Here is a 20,930-nt window from a genome sequence, read left to right as displayed (position 1 = left end):
TTTTTGATTTTGCGTATCTTTTAGAAAAGAATATATTTGTAGTCAAAACATAGGTGACTCAATGGGGAATGTCGTATCACTGGTAGAAATGTTAAAAAGGGGAGATCGTGCTGCATTTAATGAAATATATGAATTGCATTATCTTTCTGTGCGTTTTTATGCAGACCTGATGCTTGATGCCGATGATGCGGAAGATGTCGTGCAGGATGTATTTCTGAATCTTTGGTTGCATAGGGAGGGGCTGGACGACACACTTTCCATCCGAGGCTATTTGCTACGTTCCGTATATAATTCCGCCTTGAATATGTTGAAGAAGAAGAAACATGCAAATGATTATTATTCTTCCTGCGAAAAAGAGATAGAGGAAATGGGATATGGCTATTATGATCCCGATTCTTGCGATATTATTCGCCGGCTTTATAATGCGGATCTGCGGGCAGACCTGCAAGCGGCGATCGAAAGTCTGCCTGTCCGTTGCAGGGAGGTCTTTGTGCTGAGTTATCTACAGGATATGCCCAGTAAAGAAATAAGCCGTAAGTTAGGAATTTCTTTGAGTACTGTTGATAACCATATCTATTCGGCTTTGAAACAATTGAGGGATAAATTGGGAGGATATAAAGCTGGATTGAGTCTTCTGTTTTTATTTTTGTCGAATGGTGGAAAAAATCTATTTTGAATAGGTATTTTGAGCTTCATCGTTGTATAATATATATAAACGGTATAACATAATGGATGAAACTATAGTATACAGATATCTTTCGGGAACTGCCACAGAAGAAGAAAAGCTGCAATTATTGAATTGGTTGAAGGCTTCTCCTGAGAATAAGGCTGTTTTTTTCGATCTAAAAGCTATTTGGCATGCAAAACATAGTATTTCCCGGAATAATATAGCTTCAGACCAACTGAAAGAATCATTATCCGCTATTAATGAACGTATAGACCGCTTCGTCCCAATAAATAAAAAAACGGTGAACCATTCGTGGAAGCGCTGGATGGTTGCTGCTGCTATTGTTTTGTTAGGTTTCATCTCAGTTTCGATATTATATAAGGGGCCGGAAGTTACTTCGGTTGCAGATATTGTTTATGTCAATCAGTCTCCGGATTCTGTGAAAAAGGTTTTTCTTCCGGATGGTACATTGGTTTGGTTAAATGCTAGTTCCTGTTTAACCTGTCCTTCGGAATTTACAGGCAGTCAACGTTTGGTAGAATTACAGGGAGAGGCCTTTTTTGAAGTGGTCAAAGACACTTTGCATCCCTTTGTCGTGAAAACCAAGGCGATGATGGTGAAGGTTGTAGGAACTTCTTTTTGCATAACAACTTCACCTGACGGAAAAATAAGTAAAACAACACTGCAATCCGGTTCAGTGCAGTTATTGCGTGCCGACGGGAAAAAACTGGTAACATTGAAACCTGGCCAGCAAGCAGTCTGCTCAAAGGAAACAGGTAAAGTAGAAGTTCGCCATGTCAATGTCGATGAATATATCTCCTGGCGTTTCGATTTAATAACAATGTCCGGTGTTAAAATATCCTCTATAATCGAAAGTATCGAAAGCCTGTACGGTGTCCATATTAAAATGGACATCGCAACAATAAAAAATAATCGATATAATTTCTCTTTCAGAAAACATAAGGGTGCATCCGATGCACTTCGTCGCCTTTCTTATATGACAGGAATCCCTGTAGATACTATTCGCTAGTTCTTTATAACCTCCTTTTGCCTCCTTGTACTGCATTATTTAAAAATTAAATCAAAAAAATACATTTTTGGCTAGGTAGTTTTATTTCGTTAGTTGTAATTTATATATAACGAAAAGGAACGAATTGATATTTATTAGTCTGATTGTATTTAGCTAAATTATTTTCCGGTGTCTAAAAGTTTCATTCTGTGAATAGGATCGTTGCGGAAAAATTATGTGTGTTATGTTAATTTTTAAAATGGTAAAGTATGAAAAAGAGAGCTATTAGTCGATCTTCTGTAATGCATTGGTGTGTTGGTGTATCTTTGTGTTGTTTGATGATCGCTCCTGCGCAGACAACTTTTGCTGCTGCAAATCTGAATCAGAAATTCAGTGTAGAGCTTTCATTGACGAATGCGACACTTAAGAATGTTGTTGAATCGTTGAAAAAGCAAACTGATATTGCTTTTGCTTATGATCTCGCTCTGGAGGGTACGAAAGTGAATAATGTTTCAGTAAAAGCTGAACAAGAAGAAATCGGGACGATATTGGATATGGTTTTCAAAGGGACAGGTATTGCATACCGGATAGACGATCATATAGTGGTTCTGTATTCTTCTTCCGGGAAGAAAATGGTGCAGGTTACCGATGTCAAACAACAGGCAAGAAAGATCAACGGTGTTGTGAAAGATGCTTCAGGAGAACCGGTAATTGGTGCGAATGTTGTCGTGAAAGGTACGACTATCGGTATGATCACGGGAGTTGACGGCGATTTTGAACTGGAAGTCCCCAGAAATGCCGTATTACAGGTGAGTTATATCGGTTATATTCCCCAGGAAGTAGCGGTTGGAAATAAGACATCATTGAACGTTATCCTGAATGAGGATACGCAGAATCTGGATGAAATAGTAGTTGTTGCTTATGGTACCAGTAAGAAATCGGCTTTTACCGGTTCGGCTGCCAGTATCGATAATACGAAACTACAAACTCCCAGTGCTTCTTTTGATAAATCCTTGCAGGGACAGGTTGCAGGTTTACAGGTAATGTCTTCATCCGGTCAGCCGGGTTCGACATCTTCTTTCCGTATCCGTGGTTCCGGCTCTTTGAATGCGTCGAACGAACCTCTGTATGTTGTGGATGGTGTACCTATTTCTGCCAATACAAAATATAGTAAGCTGGCGGATGACAATGACAACTCATCCAGTATACTTGCCACGTTAAACTCGCAGGATATTGAATCGATCACTGTATTGAAAGATGCTGCTGCCGCTTCTTTGTATGGTTCACGTGCAGCTAACGGTGTTGTCCTGATCACGACGAAGAACGGAAAATCAGGTAAAGCGTCTGTTTCTTTCAATGCCCAATTCGGCCTTTCTTCTGTACCGAAAGCCTACGATATGATGAGCTCGGCTGAATTTTATCGTACCAAATGGCAGTCTCATTACGATCAGAAACTGGCCACCGGAATGACTGCCGCAGATGCCGCTTCTTCAGCCAATACATTTGCACAGGGAGCGATCACGTTCAATCCGTACAATGTGGACCAGCCGATCGATGCAAACGGGAATCTGGTTAGTGGTGCCCGTATCATTGTGGATACGGACTGGCAGGATGAGATATTCAAGACTGCGCTGACCCAGGATTATAATGTGAATGTAACAGGTGGTAATGATAAAAGTAACTATTTCTTTTCTGCCGGTTACTATGACCAGGATGGTGTAACTCCTTCTGCTTCATATAAGAGATACTCCGGTAAAGGAAATATATCTTCACAGGTAACACCCTGGTTAAAAACCGGAATGAACGTAACTTTCTCTCATTCTGTACAGAATATGGAAGTAGGTGGCGGTGCAGGAGCAAGTCCTCTTTATAATGCATTGCTTTTCCCCAACGGAGTTCCGGTTTATCTGACTGACCGCGATGGAAATCCTATCCTGGATGCTTCCGGTAATAAACAGTATAATTTTACCAATCCGACTTCATTGGACTTTAACCCGATAGCTATTCCGCAGATGGATATGAACAGGAGCAAGAACTATCGTTTCCTGGCTTCGGCATTTCTGGATTTCCAATTATATAAAGGATTAAATTTCAAAACTGTATTTTCTCCTGATTATATCCATTATTCAGAAGCTAAATACTGGAATAAGGAACATGGCAACGGACCTGCCTATAATGGACGTGCGGACCGTTATAATACGACAGATGTGATGTATACGTCGACTAACACATTGAATTATTCTACCCGGTTTGCAGACGTTCATGATTTGAATGCCATGGTCGGTTTTGAATATTGGCAAAGTGATTATGAGAGAGTAGAGGCAGGCGTTACCTCTTTCCCTTTGAATGGTATGCATGAATTAAGTTCCGGTGCTTCAGCTCTGAGCCCTCAATCCAAAACCACTAAAGAGACATTGATCTCTTATTTGGGACGTATCGAATATACTTATAATGACCGTTATAATTTCTCAGTCAGTTTGCGTAGTGACGGTTCTTCCGTTTTCGGACAGGACAATAAATGGGGTACATTCTGGAGTGCCGGTGCTTCCTGGAGAATGGAGCAGGAAAACTTCCTGAAAGATATCAGTTGGCTGGATCAGTTGAAGCTGCGTTTAAGCTATGGTACTTCCGGTAATAATCAGGGATTGGAACGTTACCAGTCTTTAGGTTTATGGGATACAGGTGCCGATTATATTTACGGAACTTCTTCCGGAACAGGACATACCCAGTTAGCTAACCCGCATCTGAGATGGGAAAAGCAGGCGATGTTTAATGTGGGTGCCGACTTTCGTTTCATGAACCGTTTTTACGGCTCGTTCGAGTATTTCCACAAGAGTTCAAAGGATCTGCTTTATAAATATCCGCTTGCTGCTTCCAACGGTTTCGAATCGATTATGATGAATATGGCTAAAGTTGCCAATTATGGAGTGGAACTTACCTTGGGTGCTTATATTTTGAGAGATACACCGGTTAAATGGAGCGTTGATTTGAATCTGTCGTCTATACGTGATGAAATTAAGGACTTGGTAGGAGACGATCAAATTATTTCAGATACAAAGAAGATCTGGTCGAAAGGATATAGCCAGTATGAGTTTTATATGCCGACCTGGGTCGGTGTCGATCCGGCGAATGGTGATCCGTTGTGGGTGAAAGTCGATGCAAACGGCAATCGCGGTACCACTAATGTATACAGCCAGGCTACTTATGAAAAGCAAGGACGTGCCACTCCTGATTTTTACGGAGGTTTGAGCACTAACCTTTCTTATAAAGGTTTTGACCTGTCTTTATTGTTCGCTTATAGCTGGGGCGGTATGGTTTACGATGCTCTGTATTCACAGATTATGCATGATGGAAATCAGGCAGGTGCACAGATGCATAAAGATGAGTTGTCGGCCTGGACACCGACCAATACCATTACGAACGTGCCGAAATATGTTAATAACAATACAAACTCTTCTGACGGTGTTTCTACCCGCTATCTGTATGATGCGACAAATATTAAACTGAAGAATATCACTTTGTCGTATACATTGCCTTCCAACCTGGGAACCGTATCGAATGTATTGAGAGGTGCAAGAGTTTTCGTTAGTGCGGATAATCTCTTCACCTGGTTTAAGGACGACTGGAAAGGATATTCCGATATAGATATTTTCGGAGTCGGCGGATATAATGCATTAACAGCCATCCCTGTTCCCAGAACATTTACGATGGGCTTTAATCTGAATTTCTAATTATAAATGAATAATTAAAAAGAATCGAATATGAAAATAAAATATTTATTGCTCGGTATAGCTTTCCCGTTATTCTATTCCTGTTCAAATGATATGTTGGACCAGGAGCCTTCCACTTCCGTATCGGATGACGCGATCATGACTGATGTAGCGGCAGCAAAGACTGCATTGATGGGGGCTTATGCCCAATTGGGTGATTACCGGTATCATACGTTGGCTACCGTAACCTCCGACCTTATGGGAGAGGACTTGACAATGACCAGCGGCGCTTATGGTTTTTCTACCTATAACTGGCTTGTTTTCTCTTATCAATATGCTCAGACACCGGTAGATGATCCCTGGTGGACCGGTTACTGCGCTTATATCTGGCGGTATGCTTATAAATCCATCGATCAGGCGAATACGATTATCGCCAGTGCGGAAACATTAAAACCGGAAGGTACGGAGAAAGAGGATATGATCGCTCAGGCTTACGGATTACGTGCTTATAACTTTTTGGTATTGACTCAGTTGTTTGCCCGTGCCTATACGGATCAACCGGATTCAAAGGGAATCCTGTTACGTCTCGAACCGGGTTCCAGTGATGAGACACAAAACGTACCGCGTACAACAGTCAAGGAAGCCTATCAGCAAATCCTGTCGGATTTGACATATGCATACGAACATTGTACAGGAACGGACGCGCAATATGTGAATCAGAAAGGTGTCGCTTTGTTATTGGCACGTACATACTTGAATATGGGTGACTATACGAATGCAGAAAAATATGCAACCATTGCCGCCGGCTCTTACACCGGTGAAAACCTGATGTCACAAACTGAATACCGTGCAGGTTTTAAAGATCATAATAAAGAATGGTTATGGTTTTTCAATTTTACGCCTAATACCTGTAACCTGTATGCTTCCATTCCTTCTTTCTATTGGTATTGTACCGATTTCCAGGGATATGAATATGGAGCGAAAATAGATTCGAAAGATGTGGAAAGTAAAGCGACAAATATGTTGAAAGGATATAGTACGGTGCGTGCCAGTGCCTCTTTTCGCGATATGTTTGAAAATACTGACTGCCGTAAGTTATTCCCGGGTTACGTTTATGAAGAGGATGGTTATTTTATCAGCAAGTTCGGACATCGGACGAATATCGGTGATGCTGAATATCCTTTCTGCCGTATCGGAGAAGCATATCTGATTAAAGCGGAAGCCGAGTTGCAGACCGGTAATACGGCAGAAGCTAAAAAAGTTCTTAATACTTTGCAGGAAATGCGCGGAGCCACTCCGACCGATGCGACTTTGGACGATATCTGGAAAGAAAGAAGAAAGGAATTATATGGCGAAGGATTCGCTCTGAATGATATGAAACGTTTACACAAACCGCTGAAGCGTACCGGACCGGACCAATGGGCCGGCGTGAAGGAACTGCCGGCAAACAGTCCGCGTTTTATGTTGCCGATACCGAATACGGAAATGTTTTATAACAAACAGTTGGCAGCTGAAGATCAGAATGAATATTGGAGAAACTAGTAAACACACTTTTTTTATTATGAATAAACTAATAGTAGCTTTGATGCTGACGATGGCCTGTATGGCCTCGTCAGCTCAACAGAAGGCCTCCGACCTGGTGCTGAAATTCCAGGGGAGGAATGTGGACATTGCTCCTTTTTTTGAAGACTTCCCTTATTCCCAGTTTTCATTGAGTGATGACGGACATAAGTTGTTTTTCTTTAAAACCTCCAACCAGAATAAGTTACAATGGCTGGATATAACAAAGGAAAACGATTTGTCGAAAGCAACGGACGTGGTCGATCTCGACTTTTCCAAACGTAATTGCTGGCAACCTGTCTATAATGAGAAAGACGGGAATGTCTACTGGATCGGGGATGAGAACAATGAAGAGATCATCAATATCTACAGGAGTAATCTCCTTTCCCCTAAACCGGAAAAACTGACGAGTGTTCCTTATATTTATGCCTGGGATTTTAATCCGGATAAAACAAAGATCGCTTATGTCGCCAGGCTTGCCCAGAATGAAAAGAGGCTGGACGAATTACGTATTCTCGACCTGAAGACCGGTACTGATGAATTGGTTTGTCAGGATAAACCTGATTTCCGTTATACATGGGGCGATGTTAGCTGGCAACCGGACGGAAAAGGACTGATGCTGCTGGCTTTGAAAGATGCCGATCGTACGTATGCAAATATTATTTATATCGATACGGAAACCAAACAGACAACTGTCTTGACCGACCCTTCTAAACCAGGTAGTTATGCTGGTACCTCTGTAATGGATAAATGGATATCCGGTGATGAATGTTTCTTCTTCTCAGATCAGGATGGATACAAGAACCTGTATCGTTTTGACCGTCGGACGATGAAGGCGAATCAGGTGACTCATTTTACATCAGATATAGAAGATGCCCGTTTCGTTACGATTAAGAATGAGAAATATTTGTTCGTATTGCAGAGCAACCCGATCGAAACGTCATTGATGCTAATGGATATCAAGACTGGAAAGATGCTGTATAAACAATCTTCCGATCTGTCGTTGTCTATTGGTGCAGTCCAGGGAGATCAGGTGAGCTTGCTGGCAAATTCTACTTCTGTCGTATTCCGGATCGTAAAAGCGGAAGTCGGTAAAAAAAGTATGAAGCTCTCCGTTGTGTTCGATTTGCCTGAGACTTTGAAAGATAAATTGGTTCATTCGGATGTGGAACGTCTTTCTATTCCGACTTTCGATGTAGACCCGGCAACCGGAAAAACAAGAATGTTACATGCTTATCTTTATAAACCGAAGAATCCGCTTCCTAAAGGCAAGGAACTGGTCATGATCGAATCTTTCTACGGAGGTGAGAACAGATATAATACGGAATATGAGATATTCAATGCTGCGGGTATTACGGTTCTTAGCCCTTCTCCACGTGGTAGTGCCGGTTTCGGTCGGGATTTTGCGGCTATGAATGACAAGGATCTGGGTGGAAACGAGATCATCGATATTATATATTGTGCAGATTATATCTCAAAGAAACTGGATATTCCGGCTGAACGTATCGGAGTCTTTGGTATGAGTCATGGAGGGTATGCCACTATGCGTTTGGTAACATTCCCCGGAGAAGTAAATGGCAACAAGGCCTCTTTTAAATTTGGTTTTGGAATTGAGACAGCCGGTTTCTGCGATATTATTTACCAACATATGCATTCCAATATCCCTGACTGGACGGCTCTTGAAGCTGGCGATCCGGTAAAGGATGCAGCTCGTTTGATTGACCGTTCTCCTTTGTATCATGCGGAAAAACTGACCGGTCCTTTATTGTTATTGCATGGGAATCATGATAACCGTGTGGACATCGAAGGTTCACGTTTGCTGGACCGTAAATTGACCCACCTGAATCTCCCTCATCGCTATGTGGAATTCGAAGGATTGGGACATGGAATAAAGGGCGTGGACAATAACTGTAAATTCTATTATGAATGTTTCCGTTTTCTGGATGAAATAGAAGATAAGTAATAAAAGCCTATAATTTCAGGATATACATATACTTTTTATATCCGATAATGAGGAGACTGTTTCAATTTAAAAAAGAGACAGTCTCTTTTTATTTGTCAATAACTCTTCTGTAAATGCTGATTTTTAGAATGGGGATATTTCCGGTTGGAGTTCTTGGAGAACTATTTCATTTAAAGACTATATCACATTGTGAAAACAAAATTATATAAAAATAGAAATTAAAACAAAACCATACGCGATAATATAACTATATTTAACCAATTAGAGACTTCTCAGATATCATCTATCATCTCTCCATCGGTCTTATATTTCAACCAATATACTTATGTGGTTAATATTTAGCAGGTTATATTGTAGCCATAGTTCTCCAAGAACTATGATGATAAACGACTATTCATATTAAATAATTCTTAGACCTGTTTTTGTTTATTAACCTTAAATTAGCAAGTGTAATGATTAGATTGCGAAAGAGGTGTAGCGGTCAATGCTGTCAGCCTCAGAAGATTCAAAGCACGAAGCCTGGAAAATATTCGTATGGATGGATATTGCCGGCATTTTTATTAACAGTTGTGGGACTACCTTGCAGAAACCTTCGGGCTGAAGTATTTCCCGTGGTAGCCAAAGTTCAACAATCGTCGAAATTCAAAGGCAAAATCTCGGATACGGGAGGAGATCCTTTACCTGGTGCTACGGTGCAGATAAAAGGTAGTACGAAAGGGGTTATTGCCGATATGGATGGTAACTTTGAGTTTGATGATTGTCCTCTTAACAGTACCCTGGTTGTTTCGTATATCGGTATGGAAACTAAGGAAATAAAGTATACCGGACAGAAATTCCTGAATATTGTAATGGAGGCAAAAACGGATGAGTTGGAAGAAGTAACCGTAGTCGCTTTCGCCAAACAGAAAAAAGAAAGTGTGTTATCGTCCATTACGACAGTGAAACCGGCCGAACTAAAAGTTCCGAGTAGCAACCTGACCACTGCTTTTGCCGGTCGTGTCGCCGGTTTGATCTCTTATCAGACGAGTGGCGAGCCAGGTAAGGATAATGCAAGCTTTTTTATTCGCGGTATTACTACATTTGGAGCTGAAGCAAAAAAAGATCCGTTAATCCTGATTGATGGGATCGAATTGAGTACGGAAGATCTGGCACGTTTGAATACGGATGATATTGCCAGTTTTACCATTATGAAGGATGCAACAGCAACGGCCCTCTATGGTGCCAGAGGTGCGAACGGTGTTATTTCAGTAACGACAAAAGAAGGTAAGGAGGGAAAAGTTTCTGTAAATGCCCGTGTTGAAAACTCTTTTTCCAGTCCGACTAAACGGGTGAAAATCGCAGATCCGGTCACATTTATGCGCATGCAGAACGAAGCGATCAAAACAAGAGACCCGATGGGATTAGCACTTTATTCGGAAGAGAAAATCACCATGACCGAACGCGGGCTTTATCCGGATATTTACCCGGCTACAGACTGGTATGATACTATGTTTAAGAATACGACGATCAATCAGAGAGCCAATTTGAGTATCAGTGGAGGTGGAACAGTTGCCCGTTATTATGTAGCAGCGAATATATCGAAGGATAACGGTAATATGAAAGTAGATAAACGGAATAACTTTAATTCGAATATCAACCTGATGAAGTATGCCGTCCGTTCCAACGTAAATGTGAACCTGACGAAGACGACGGAGTTGATATTGCGTATGAGTGCCACATTCGATGAATATACCGGTCCGATCGGAGGAGGTAGTACCATGTACAAAGAAGTCATGCAGGCTAATCCGGTGTTGTTTAAACCTTATTATGAGCCGGATGAACAGTATGCTTATGCTAATCATATTTTATTTGGTAACTATGGAAGTGCCAATTATGTCAATCCCTACGCTCTGGCCTTAAAGGGATATAATGATTATAGTAAAAATACGATGTTGACCCAGTTCGAGTTTAAGCAAAAACTGGATATGGTAACGGAGGGGTTGTTTGCACGTGTAAAAATAAATATGGATCGTTATTCTGAATATTCGGTAGACCGTAACTACAAACCTTTCTTTTATAATATAGGTACATCTGATCTGTTGACAAACAGTTATACACTAATCCGTCTGAATCCGTCGGAAGGAACGGAATACATTGATTATAATCCCGGCAACAGATATATTGATACCTCCTTCTACCTGGAGGCTGCCGCCGAATATAACCGGACTTTTGAAGATAAGCATACGGTTAATGCTTTGCTGGTTTATACCATGCGTAACAAAAAGTCAGGTATTGCAGACGATCTGCAACTTTCTCTGCCCAACCGTAATATCGGTTTGGCCGGACGTCTGGCTTATAATTACGATAGCCGCTATTTTGCAGAGTTCGACTTTGGTTATAACGGTTCTGAGCGTTTTGCCAAAAACAATCGTTGGGGATTCTTCCCCTCTGTAGCCGTCGGATGGATGCTTTCGAATGAGAAGTTTTTTGCTCCGGCAAAAGATATTTTCAGTCAGTTTAAATTGAAAGCAACATATGGTATGTCGGGTAACGATGCGATTGGTGATAATAAGGACCGCTTTTACTATCTGTCGCAAGTGAATATGAATGATTCCGACAGGAAAGTAAACTGGGGTACTCAATTGAATTATAATCCGGGTGCGGTGAATGTCAGCCGTTATGCCAACGATCAGATTGGCTGGGAAACCTCCTATAAACTGAATACCGGAGTTGAGATCAATACGGTGTATGGTCTGTCGGCAAACATAGAGTATTTCCATGAACGCCGGGAGAATATCTTGCTGGAGCGTATAATACCCAATACGATGGGAATTATCCCTAAAGTGAAAGCGAATATGGGTAAGGCCAGCGGAGAAGGTTTCGATATGGAATTGAACTACGAAAAGAGTTTTAATAAGGATTTATGGCTTACCGGTCGTGGAACCTTCACATATGCTACCAGCAAAGTTGTGGAATGGGAAGAACCGGATTATAGCGCAACACCCTGGTTATCGAAAGTAGGGCTTTCGCTCGGACAGAAGTGGGGGTATATTGCAGAGCGATTGTTTATTGATGACGAGGAGGTAAAGAATTCACCGACTCAGTTTGGTGATTATATGGCTGGGGATATCAAATACAGGGATGTAAACGGGGACGGTAAAATATCTGAACTGGATAAAGTACCCATCGGGCATCCGGAAACACCGGAAATTAACTATGGATTCGGTCTGTCTGCCGGATATAAAGGAGTCGATGTTTCTTTCTTTTTCCAAGGATCGGGACGTCAGTCTTTCTGGCTGGATCAAAAGAAGGTGGCTCCGTTCAGGGATTGTGACACGGGAGACAACGATGATGATAAACTGACCGGGCAAAATTCTGTATTGCATGCATTTGCAGATAGTTACTGGTCTGAGAACAACCGTAATCCGTATGCCTTGTGGCCGCGTTTGTCGAACCAGGTGGTGGAAAATAACGATCAGCAAAGCACCTGGTTTATGCAGGATGCCACATTTATCCGTCTGAAATCTGTTGAAATAGGTTATACGTTTCCCCAGACTCTCACGAAAAAGTTTAAGGTCAATAATCTACGGTTATACATGAGCGGCACCAACCTGCTTTGTTGGAGCCGGTTTAAACTATGGGATCCGGAGATGGCGGGCAACGGACTGGGATATCCGGTACAACGGGTGATAAATGTAGGTCTTAACCTTGGATTTTAATGACATTAAAAACAGGAGAATAATTATGAAATCAATCTATAAATATATTATATGTGCATGCGCTGTCTTTTCTGTCGGATCATGCAATTACCTGGATGTGGTTCCTGACAATGTGGCGACAATAGAAAATGCGTTCGCTGACCGCTATTCCACGGAAAAGTATCTGGCTACTTGTTATTGGGGGATGCCTAAATCGGCTGGTTGGAATGAAAATCCGGCTATTTTCGGTGCATTGGAAATGGTTTTTAACCGGGAGAAGATGACGGAAAAAGGAATGAAAATGGGACTGGGACAAGATAATGCAACGAGTGCTCTGATCAATTACTGGGGAGATACCGGAAATATGGTCCGTTCCCTTTATGCCGGTATTCGTGAATGCAACACCTTTATGGAAGGAGTTACCGGTGTACAGGACCTGAATAAATACGAGAAGGATCGTATGATAGCCGAAGCAAAAATGATCAAGGCGTATATGCATTTTTATCTGCTTTCTTATTATGGACCGATTTGTCCTTTACGCGAAAATACGGAGGTGAATGAATCCACTCAGGGAGTCCGGGTTTACCGGGAAAAAGTGGATGATTGTTTCGCATATATCCTGGAATTGCTGGATGAAGTGATCGAAGGTAACGCTTTACCGGCTGTTATAGAAAACCGGACGACGGAGCTTGGACGTTTTACCCGACCTGCTGCCTATATGTTGAAAGCAAAAGTATTGGTTTATTGGGCGAGTCCTTTGTTCAACGGAAATACGGATTATAACAGTTTCCTGAATAATGCCGGTGAACCCTTCTTTAATCAGTCTTATGATGAAACACGTTGGACAGCTGCTGCGGAAGCATGTAAGAAAGCGGTCGATGCCTGTGAAGCTGCCGGTATCCGCCTGTATCAGCAATCGGATTATATCTCTCCCAAAGTCCTTTCCGACCAGACGATGTTGGTGAATACCTTGCGGAGTTCAGTCAGTGAACGATGGAATTGTGAACTGGTATGGGGTAATTCTTCTTATCCGGTCAATAGCGGTTTGCAGTCGCCTTGTTTCCCACGTCTGGAACAGGGAACCAGTTCTTCGACTACGGGAACAATGAGTGTTCCGTTCTCTACCGTTGATCTGTTTTATTCTGAGAACGGTGTGCCTATCGAGGAAGATAAAGGCTATGATTATGCCCATCGTTTTGATATCCGTACCGGAGATGAGGAACATAAATATTATATTCAGAAAGGAGAGCAAACTGCTGCAATGAATTTTGATCGTGAACCACGTTTCTATTCCACGCTGGGTTTTGACAGGGGTAAATGGTATGGTAACTCCTATAAAAATTCTCCCGATGATGATGCCGAATGTTTATATCCGAAGAACCGTTTTGGAGAATATTCTTCAGTATTTAACCCGGGTGATTACAATGCGACAGGTTATTGGCCGAAGAAAATGGTTTGTATCAATTCGACATTCCGGGATGCCAATAGCGTAAGTTATGAAGATTATCCTTATCCCGATATGCGTTTTGCCGACCTGCTGCTTTTGTGTGCCGAAGCACTGAATGAATCGAAAAGCACTCCGGATGCCGAAGTATACAGGTATGTGGATATGATCCGCGAACGGGCGGGGTTGAAAGGTGTATTGGAAAGTTGGAGAACCTATTCGAACCAACCGGACAAACCCATGACGAAAGCCGGAATGCGTGAGATAATCCAGCGCGAACGGAAGATTGAGTTTGCTTGCGAAGGCGTTTATTATTGGGACAGCCATCGTTGGAAAACAGCCGTTAAAGAGCAGAACCGACAGATCCAGGGATGGAATGTGAATGCGAAAGAAGCAGTCGATTATTATATGCCGACTACTTTGTATACACAGACATTTTCTTATAAAAACTATTTTGCTCCGATACCGGAGAAAGATATGACAAATAATCCGCAGCTGGTTCAAAATCCCGGCTGGTAACTATTAAATGTAAGTATGACCATGAATACAAAATATTTGAAATGGATAGTTTTATCGTTTATTTTATGTTCTTGTTCCGAAAAACAACTGGAACCGATAAGCGGTAGCCTGGGTAAACCGGGTATAGTAACGGAGGTTACAACTGAAGCGATTTCCGGAGGTGTGATTATTTCTTACCGGATTCCCAATTCGGAAGATATCTTAGCCGTAAAAGGTGTTTATACGTTGGCCGATGGGAAAGAACATACTACGACCGCCTCTTTTTACGAAAATAAGTTGGTTATTGAGGGATATAATGATATGGAAGAGCATGAAGTGCAACTATATGCGGTGAACCGTGCCCAAGAAGAGTCCGATCCGGTGAGAGTCTCATTCCGTCCGTTGGAATCTTCTCTTAGTAAAATAACGAAAACGATCACGATTGTCAGCGATTTCGGAGGTGCCCAGTTTAACTGGAAAAATGAAGATAAGGCTCCTGTGACTATGGAGTTTCTGGCACAAGACTCTGTAGGGTTGATGCAGGTAATGAAAATTATTACAACACAAAGCGATTCCAGTCGGCAGAGTTTGCGTGGTTACGCACCGGAACCCCGTATGTTTGCTGCCATAGTACGGGATAACTTCGGAAATGCATCAGATACGGTTTTCCCATCTGAGAGAATGATCACTCCTTTGTTCGAAGAAAAGCTGAACAAGCGGAATATGACTGTAATGAAACTTACCAATGATGCCAGTTTTACCAACTGGGAAGGAATGGATAGTTACCTGATAGACGATGACCATGGTACTTTCGGACATTCTGCCAACTCTTCTTTACCGGCACCTTTTACCGTTGATTTGGGACAGGTCGCTAAATTAAGCCGTATTGTGATGTTCCAGCGCAAATACAGTGACTCTTATTACAATTGGGGAAATCCTCTGACTTTTACCGTGTATGGTTGCGACAAGAAACCGTCCCAAAGTGGTGATTGGAGCGAATGGACGAAGATCATGGATTGTGAGATCCTCAAACCTTCCGGCTCTCCTTCCGGAACAGTGACGGATGAGGATATAACCGCAGCGGAAGTAGGTAACGAATTTGCCTTTGAACTGACCCAAAGCCCACTACGCTATATCCGTATTGTGATAAACAGTACTTTTGGCGGAACCACTTTTACTCATCCGGCGGATGTTGATTTTTATGGTGAAAGTGCAGAATAATAATTGATTTAAAACAGATGGATTATGAAAAGGATATATAGTTTATTAGCATTTATTCTTTGTGTGTCAGTCTTATCATCGTGTGACGATTTTATGGATGTACACAAAGAATATATTGAAGATGGCGAGATTATTTATGCTCCCAAACCGGATACGATCTCTTTCGTTGCCGGAAAGGAACGGATACTTTTCCATTGCCGGACTTATAATGCACCGAATGTAAAGTCGGTCGATATTTATTGGAATGACGGATTGGATTCGTTGATTATTCCTGTTTCTTTGGGGGCCGGTTACGATAGCCTGAATGTTGTTCTGGATAATATGCCGGAAAAATCATATACATTCAATGTACATACCACGGATCACTTCGGTCATGTATCATTGTCAGTTACAAATTTCGGGAGTTCATACGGTTCTTCTTATCAGTCGACCCTGAACGATCGGAGGATAAAGGCTATTTCCCTGCTTGATACAGGGGGCGTTATAGACTGGTATTCATCTATGGAGGGGCTGGTCCGCAATGAGGTACGTTATACCCGGAAAGATGGGACGGAAGCACTGGCCTGTTTGCCTGCCGGAGAGTATAGCGTTACGTGTCCGGATGTTCAATCCGGAAGTACATTCGAATATCGTTCATTGTATATTCCGGAAGAGGAGGCGATCGATACATTTGCCACTGCCTGGAAAACGTATGAAGAAGCTTTTCCTTTGGAATATAAATTCGACCGGAGTAATTGGACCGTATTGGCTGTTTCCGACGAAACCGCCAGTGACGGAGGTGGAAAAGATGCGATCATGGATGACAAACTGGATACCTGGTGGCATTCCAATTATACGGATGAAGATACACCATTGCCACATTGGGCTGTTATAGATATGGGATCTCCCCAAAAGATGTCGAAGATAGAGATATATCGCCGTTCCGGCACTACCGATACGAAGAGTGTGGAGATATATGTTGGAAATAGTCCGGATGCCGATGCAACAGATTGGGTTCAGGTAGCAACAGGAACATTTGGTAACGGAGATAGTTTGGAATTGCCTGTTCCCGCATCAATAGATACAAACCAGGGCCGTTACATGAAGATCCTCTTGCCGGATAGTAACCGTGAACCTTTTACTAACATTGCAGAAGTGTATATTTATGGCAAGTGATCGTTTTTCATAGTACTAAATTATTTTATTTAAGGATGTATCAATCAGTGACGGTTGGTACATCCTTTCCCGTATAAGTCGTTGTTTTATTTATCTTTCCTTCTTAGCTTTTGTTGTATTTTCTTATTGTATGCTTCTCCCCTGGATACCAGATATTCAAACGTTACCGTATCGCCAATAATTTGAACGTGAAACACAAAGAAAGCTCGGTAATCTCCGATCCTGATCCGATATACATAATCATAGCCGGTAAGTCTTATGCAGTCCGTTATATCATCCAGATCTTTAGCATCGATGACTTCCTGGATCACTTCTTTTACAGACAAAAGTATTTTTCCGGATAATTTCCGGACACTTTTTTCAAAGTCTTTCGAGAAGTCTACATTCATTTGATATCCAATCCTAACCAGTTTTCAAAATCTTTCTTTTCCTGTGGGTTAAGTTTGATTTTCCCCTCTGGTCTTTGTTCCGATAGCATTCGGTACATAGCCGTATCATTATATTCTTCTGCGGTACGATCTAGAAGGCTTTCAATAAGTCTTTTAAGATTAGTACCCTGTTGTGCTGCCATTACGGATAATGATCTAAAGGTATCGTCTTTCAGATCGATTACTTTTCTTTTATTTGTTGGTATTACTGCATCCATCACATTGAATTTTTGGTAAAGATATGGAATATATATGACATATACAATATATACGGTATATATCATATATGTCATAAAAAGCGAAGATTCATTTCTACGAACCTTCGCTTCCATCATTTCTTAAATTATTGATCTTAAAATCCGAAATATTCTTTCGCATTCTTATAACTGATATCCTCTACCATTTTGCCGATGAAAGGTATTTCAGAAACCGGCAGCTCACCGTTTTCCACTTCCTTACCAAGCATATTGCAAAGGATACGGCGGAAATATTCGTGACGCGGATAAGACAGGAAACTGCGTGAATCGGTCAGCATTCCGACAAAACGGCTCAGCAGGCCCAGATCGGACAGCGTGTTCATCTGGTCTTCCATGCCATGGATCTGATCCAGGAACCACCAGCCGGCGCCATACTGCATCTTGCCCGGCAGCGAACCGTCGTTGAAGCTGTAAGCCGTAGTCATCATCACGGCACTGTCTTTCGGGTTCAGGTTGTAGAATATCGTTTTAGCTAATGCTCTTTCTTCTTCCAGGCGGCTGAGGAAACGGACCATCGGTTCTGCCACTTCCAGGTCACCGATAGCGTCGTATCCGGTATCCGGTCCCAGCTTTTTGAACATGCGGGCATTGTTGTTACGTGTCGGACCGATATGGAATTGTTGTGCCCAGTTGCTACGGGCATCCATAACAGCCAGTTCATACAACATGGCAGAACGGAATTTGTCGATCTCTTCGCCGGTCAATGCCTTATTCATTCGGGCTTTCATGAAGATAGCTTCTATCTCGGCATTGGTATAAGGTGTTGCGTAGAATGTACTCAAACCATGATCCGATACGCGGCAACCGACAGATTCAAAGAAGTCATGACGTTTCTGTAAAGCCGCTAACAAGTCTTTGAAAGAAAGGATCGACATGCCGGAAGCAGCTTCCAGCTTGGTCAGGTATTCATTGTAAGCAGCTACATTTTCGATAGCCATCGCCTTGTCCGGACGCCAGGTAGGAAGAACTTTCGTCTTCAACGAAGTGTTACGGATCGCTTTATGGTATTCCAGTGAATCGACCGGATCGTCAGTCGTACAAACAACTTCCACATTCATGCGTTCCATGATGGCCTGCGCACGAAATTCCGGGGTTTGCAGTTTGGCGGTACATTCGTCGTATATTTCACGTGCAGTTGAAGGATTCAACACCTTGTCGACACCGAATATGCGGCTCAGTTCCAGGTGAGTCCAGTGGTAAAGCGGGTTGCGCATAGCATGTTGTAAGGTATCCGCCCATTTCTGGAATTTCTCGAATGCCGGTTTGTCGCCGGTAATATATTCTTCGGGAACACCGTTTGCACGCATGGCACGCCATTTGTAATGGTCTCCGCCCAACCAAATCTCTGTCAGGTCGGCAAACTGGTAGTTGTCGGCTATCTGCTGCGGGATCAGGTGACAATGATAGTCAATGATCGGCATCTTCGCTGCATGTTCGTGATACAGTTTTTGAGCTGTCTCCGTCTGTAGCAGGAAATCTGAATTAAGAAAAGGCTTCATATATCAACGGTATTTTTTGATGATGCTTAATGCGTTGCTGCAAAGAGCAGTGATGGCATTCCAGTCTTTGGCTGCAATGGCTTCTTTAGGGAACAGGTTGGAACCCATTCCTACACAAGTAACGCCAGCCTTGAACCAGGCTGACAAGTTCTCTTCTGTCGGTTCGACCGCTCCTGTAGCCATAATCATAGACCATGGCATCGGTGCTTTGATATTCTTGACAAAAGAAGGACCACCCACATTCCCGGCCGGGAATACTTTACACAAATCACATCCCACTTCTTGCGCAAAGCCTATTTCCGAAACAGATCCGCATCCCGGTGTGTAAGGAACCAGGCGGCGGTTGCATACCTTCGCAATTTCCGGATTGAACAACGGGCCGACTACGAAGTTGGCACCCAGTTGCAGGAACAGGGCAGCCGTAGCCGGGTCGACGATAGAACCGATGCCTAAAACCATTTCAGGACATTCTACCGCAGCATATTTTACCAGTTCGGCAAATACTTCATGAGCGAAGTCTCCGCGATTGGTAAATTCAAATGCACGTACCCCACCATCATAACAAGCCTTTAATACTTGTTTAGCAGTTTCTATATCTTTATTATAATAAACAGGTACCATTCCGGTGCTGATCATCGCATCCAATACCTGCATTTTACTAAATCTAGCCATTGTAAATAATTATTTAATGTGATCAATGTGCCAATGTGCCAATTAAAGTTACTAATGGATTTTTCCATTGGCATATTGGCACATTTTTTCATTGGCTTATTATTTTCTCATCTCGACACTCTTCCCGATCCGTCGCCTTCCATCAGTTTTTCCACTTCGTCGACAGTTACCTGGTTGAAGTCACCGTAGATGGTGTGCTTCAGGCAGGAAGCAGCGACAGCGAAGTCGAGTGCTTTCTGGTCATCAGTAGTATAAGTCAGCAAACCGTAGATCAGGCCCCCCATGAAAGAGTCGCCGCCACCAACGCGGTCAACGATATGGGTAATATCGTAACGGCGTGACTGATATAATTTACCGTCGGCATACAGAACGCCGCCCCATGTATTATGATTGGCGTTGATAGAACCACGCAAAGTGATGATTACTTTCTTTGCACGCGGGAATTTTTCCATCAACTGTGTGCAAACCGATTCGAATTCAGCCGCATTTACCTGGCCTTCAGTCTGTGCAACGTCGAAGCCCTCCGGTTTGATACCGAATACTTTCTCTGCATCTTCTTCATTTCCCAGAATCACATCGCAACCGGCAACCAGTTCAGGCATTACTTCAGAAGCCTTTTTACCGTATTTCCAGAGGTTTTTACGATAATTCAGGTCGCAGGATACAGGTACACCCAGTTTATTGGCAGCCTGGATAGCTTCCAGACAAGCGTCGGCAGCACCTTGTGAGATAGCCGGAGTGATACCGGTCCAGTGGAACCAGGAGGCATCTTTCAACACTTCTTCCCAGTTGATCATTCCAGCTTCTATTTCAGCAATAGAAGAATGGGCACGGTCGTAAACAACTTTGCTGGCACGGGCTACGGCTCCTGTTTCCAGGAAGTAGATACCCAGGCGGTCGCCTCCGTAAACGATGTGGGAGGTTCCGACACCATATTTACGTAAATCCATAACACAGGCACGAGCAATATCATTTTTCGGCAAACGGGTTACGAACTCTGTGTCGATCCCATAATTTGCTAGCGATACGGCAACGTTAGCTTCGCCACCTCCGAAGGTAGCATTCAATTGATTTGTCTGATTGAAACGGAGATAATCTGGTGTGGCCAGTCTGAGCATTATCTCTCCAAAGGTGATTACTTTTTTATCCATGGCATAAACTTTTATATTC

Annotated in this window: 14 protein-coding genes; 9 read left to right on the top strand and 5 right to left on the bottom strand. The window is 42.6% G+C overall.

Going from position 1 to position 20,930, the window contains the following annotated elements; genetic code table 11:
- Positions 1–61 precede the first annotated feature (61 nt).
- The 9 genes from NBH14_RS05650 to NBH14_RS05610 all read left to right on the top strand — a co-directional run bounded on the left by NBH14_RS05650 (position 62) and on the right by NBH14_RS05610 (position 16,904).
- Positions 62–676 carry an RNA polymerase sigma factor gene (locus NBH14_RS05650; protein ID WP_186958660.1) on the top strand — a complete coding sequence of 205 codons (615 nt, stop codon included), beginning with the start codon at positions 62–64 and terminating at the stop codon, positions 674–676.
- A gap of 52 nt (positions 677–728) precedes the next feature.
- The gene (locus NBH14_RS05645) at positions 729–1,697 is read left to right on the top strand and encodes a FecR family protein (protein WP_186958659.1); all 969 of its coding nucleotides are present in this window, start codon (positions 729–731) and stop codon (positions 1,695–1,697) included.
- 248 nt (positions 1,698–1,945) lie between these two features.
- On the top strand, positions 1,946–5,407 hold the full coding sequence (locus tag NBH14_RS05640) for a TonB-dependent receptor (protein WP_250817241.1): 3,462 nt from the start codon (positions 1,946–1,948) through the stop codon (positions 5,405–5,407).
- 30 nt (positions 5,408–5,437) lie between these two features.
- Complete coding sequence (locus NBH14_RS05635) at positions 5,438–6,928, top strand: RagB/SusD family nutrient uptake outer membrane protein (protein ID WP_186958658.1); 1,491 nt, start codon at positions 5,438–5,440, stop codon at positions 6,926–6,928.
- Positions 6,929–6,947: 19 nt separating this feature from the next.
- Complete coding sequence (locus tag NBH14_RS05630) at positions 6,948–8,909, top strand: alpha/beta hydrolase family protein (protein ID WP_186958657.1); 1,962 nt, start codon at positions 6,948–6,950, stop codon at positions 8,907–8,909.
- Positions 8,910–9,361: 452 nt separating this feature from the next.
- Positions 9,362–12,607 (top strand): SusC/RagA family TonB-linked outer membrane protein, encoded by a 3,246-nt coding sequence (locus NBH14_RS05625; protein ID WP_186958656.1) that lies wholly within the window; start codon positions 9,362–9,364, stop codon positions 12,605–12,607.
- 25 nt (positions 12,608–12,632) lie between these two features.
- Complete coding sequence (locus tag NBH14_RS05620; RefSeq protein WP_186958655.1) at positions 12,633–14,549, top strand: RagB/SusD family nutrient uptake outer membrane protein; 1,917 nt, start codon at positions 12,633–12,635, stop codon at positions 14,547–14,549.
- A 21-nt stretch (positions 14,550–14,570) separates the two neighbouring features.
- Positions 14,571–15,749 carry a DUF5000 domain-containing lipoprotein gene (locus tag NBH14_RS05615; protein ID WP_186958654.1) on the top strand — a complete coding sequence of 393 codons (1,179 nt, stop codon included), beginning with the start codon at positions 14,571–14,573 and terminating at the stop codon, positions 15,747–15,749.
- Between the two features lie 24 nt (positions 15,750–15,773).
- Entirely contained in the window at positions 15,774–16,904 is a 1,131-nt protein-coding gene (locus NBH14_RS05610; protein ID WP_186958653.1) for a DUF4998 domain-containing protein, read from the top strand.
- Between the two features lie 86 nt (positions 16,905–16,990).
- Here the strand turns inward: NBH14_RS05610 and NBH14_RS05605 are convergent, their stop codons facing one another.
- The 5 genes from NBH14_RS05605 to NBH14_RS05585 all read right to left on the bottom strand — a co-directional run bounded on the left by NBH14_RS05605 (position 16,991) and on the right by NBH14_RS05585 (position 20,911).
- On the bottom strand, positions 16,991–17,293 hold the full coding sequence (locus NBH14_RS05605; protein ID WP_186958652.1) for a type II toxin-antitoxin system RelE family toxin: 303 nt from the start codon (positions 17,291–17,293) through the stop codon (positions 16,991–16,993).
- Entirely contained in the window at positions 17,290–17,550 is a 261-nt protein-coding gene (locus tag NBH14_RS05600) for a hypothetical protein (RefSeq protein WP_010800926.1), read from the bottom strand. Before NBH14_RS05600 ends, NBH14_RS05605 begins: the two co-directional genes overlap by 4 nt.
- Positions 17,551–17,684: 134 nt before the next feature.
- On the bottom strand, positions 17,685–19,088 hold the full coding sequence (gene uxaC / locus NBH14_RS05595) for a glucuronate isomerase (protein WP_186958651.1): 1,404 nt from the start codon (positions 19,086–19,088) through the stop codon (positions 17,685–17,687).
- 3 nt (positions 19,089–19,091) lie between these two features.
- Positions 19,092–19,760 carry a bifunctional 4-hydroxy-2-oxoglutarate aldolase/2-dehydro-3-deoxy-phosphogluconate aldolase gene (locus tag NBH14_RS05590; protein ID WP_009860081.1) on the bottom strand — a complete coding sequence of 223 codons (669 nt, stop codon included), beginning with the start codon at positions 19,758–19,760 and terminating at the stop codon, positions 19,092–19,094.
- Between the two features lie 107 nt (positions 19,761–19,867).
- Positions 19,868–20,911 carry a sugar kinase gene (locus NBH14_RS05585; protein ID WP_010800923.1) on the bottom strand — a complete coding sequence of 348 codons (1,044 nt, stop codon included), beginning with the start codon at positions 20,909–20,911 and terminating at the stop codon, positions 19,868–19,870.
- Positions 20,912–20,930: the final 19 nt, after the last annotated feature.

This window comes from Parabacteroides caecihominis (genome assembly GCF_023656785.1).
Classification (GTDB): domain Bacteria; phylum Bacteroidota; class Bacteroidia; order Bacteroidales; family Tannerellaceae; genus Parabacteroides; species Parabacteroides segnis.
Note: the sequence above shows the minus strand (reverse complement) of the source record. Positions and strands in the feature narration are given on the sequence as shown.

What these genes read in the sequence shown, in the direction of transcription:
- uxaC (WP_186958651.1), bottom strand. Translation starts at nt 19,088, where the DNA reads ATGAAGCCTTTTCTTAATTCAGATTTCCTGCTACAGACGGAGACAGCT.
- NBH14_RS05650 (WP_186958660.1), top strand. Translation starts at nt 62, where the DNA reads ATGGGGAATGTCGTATCACTGGTAGAAATGTTAAAAAGGGGAGATCGT.
- NBH14_RS05585 (WP_010800923.1), bottom strand. Translation starts at nt 20,911, where the DNA reads ATGGATAAAAAAGTAATCACCTTTGGAGAGATAATGCTCAGACTGGCC.
- NBH14_RS05640 (WP_250817241.1), top strand. Translation starts at nt 1,946, where the DNA reads ATGAAAAAGAGAGCTATTAGTCGATCTTCTGTAATGCATTGGTGTGTT.
- NBH14_RS05635 (WP_186958658.1), top strand. Translation starts at nt 5,438, where the DNA reads ATGAAAATAAAATATTTATTGCTCGGTATAGCTTTCCCGTTATTCTAT.
- NBH14_RS05630 (WP_186958657.1), top strand. Translation starts at nt 6,948, where the DNA reads ATGAATAAACTAATAGTAGCTTTGATGCTGACGATGGCCTGTATGGCC.
- NBH14_RS05645 (WP_186958659.1), top strand. Translation starts at nt 729, where the DNA reads ATGGATGAAACTATAGTATACAGATATCTTTCGGGAACTGCCACAGAA.
- NBH14_RS05610 (WP_186958653.1), top strand. Translation starts at nt 15,774, where the DNA reads ATGAAAAGGATATATAGTTTATTAGCATTTATTCTTTGTGTGTCAGTC.
- NBH14_RS05615 (WP_186958654.1), top strand. Translation starts at nt 14,571, where the DNA reads ATGAATACAAAATATTTGAAATGGATAGTTTTATCGTTTATTTTATGT.
- NBH14_RS05625 (WP_186958656.1), top strand. Translation starts at nt 9,362, where the DNA reads ATGATTAGATTGCGAAAGAGGTGTAGCGGTCAATGCTGTCAGCCTCAG.
- NBH14_RS05620 (WP_186958655.1), top strand. Translation starts at nt 12,633, where the DNA reads ATGAAATCAATCTATAAATATATTATATGTGCATGCGCTGTCTTTTCT.
- NBH14_RS05605 (WP_186958652.1), bottom strand. Translation starts at nt 17,293, where the DNA reads ATGAATGTAGACTTCTCGAAAGACTTTGAAAAAAGTGTCCGGAAATTA.
- NBH14_RS05590 (WP_009860081.1), bottom strand. Translation starts at nt 19,760, where the DNA reads ATGGCTAGATTTAGTAAAATGCAGGTATTGGATGCGATGATCAGCACC.
- NBH14_RS05600 (WP_010800926.1), bottom strand. Translation starts at nt 17,550, where the DNA reads ATGGATGCAGTAATACCAACAAATAAAAGAAAAGTAATCGATCTGAAA.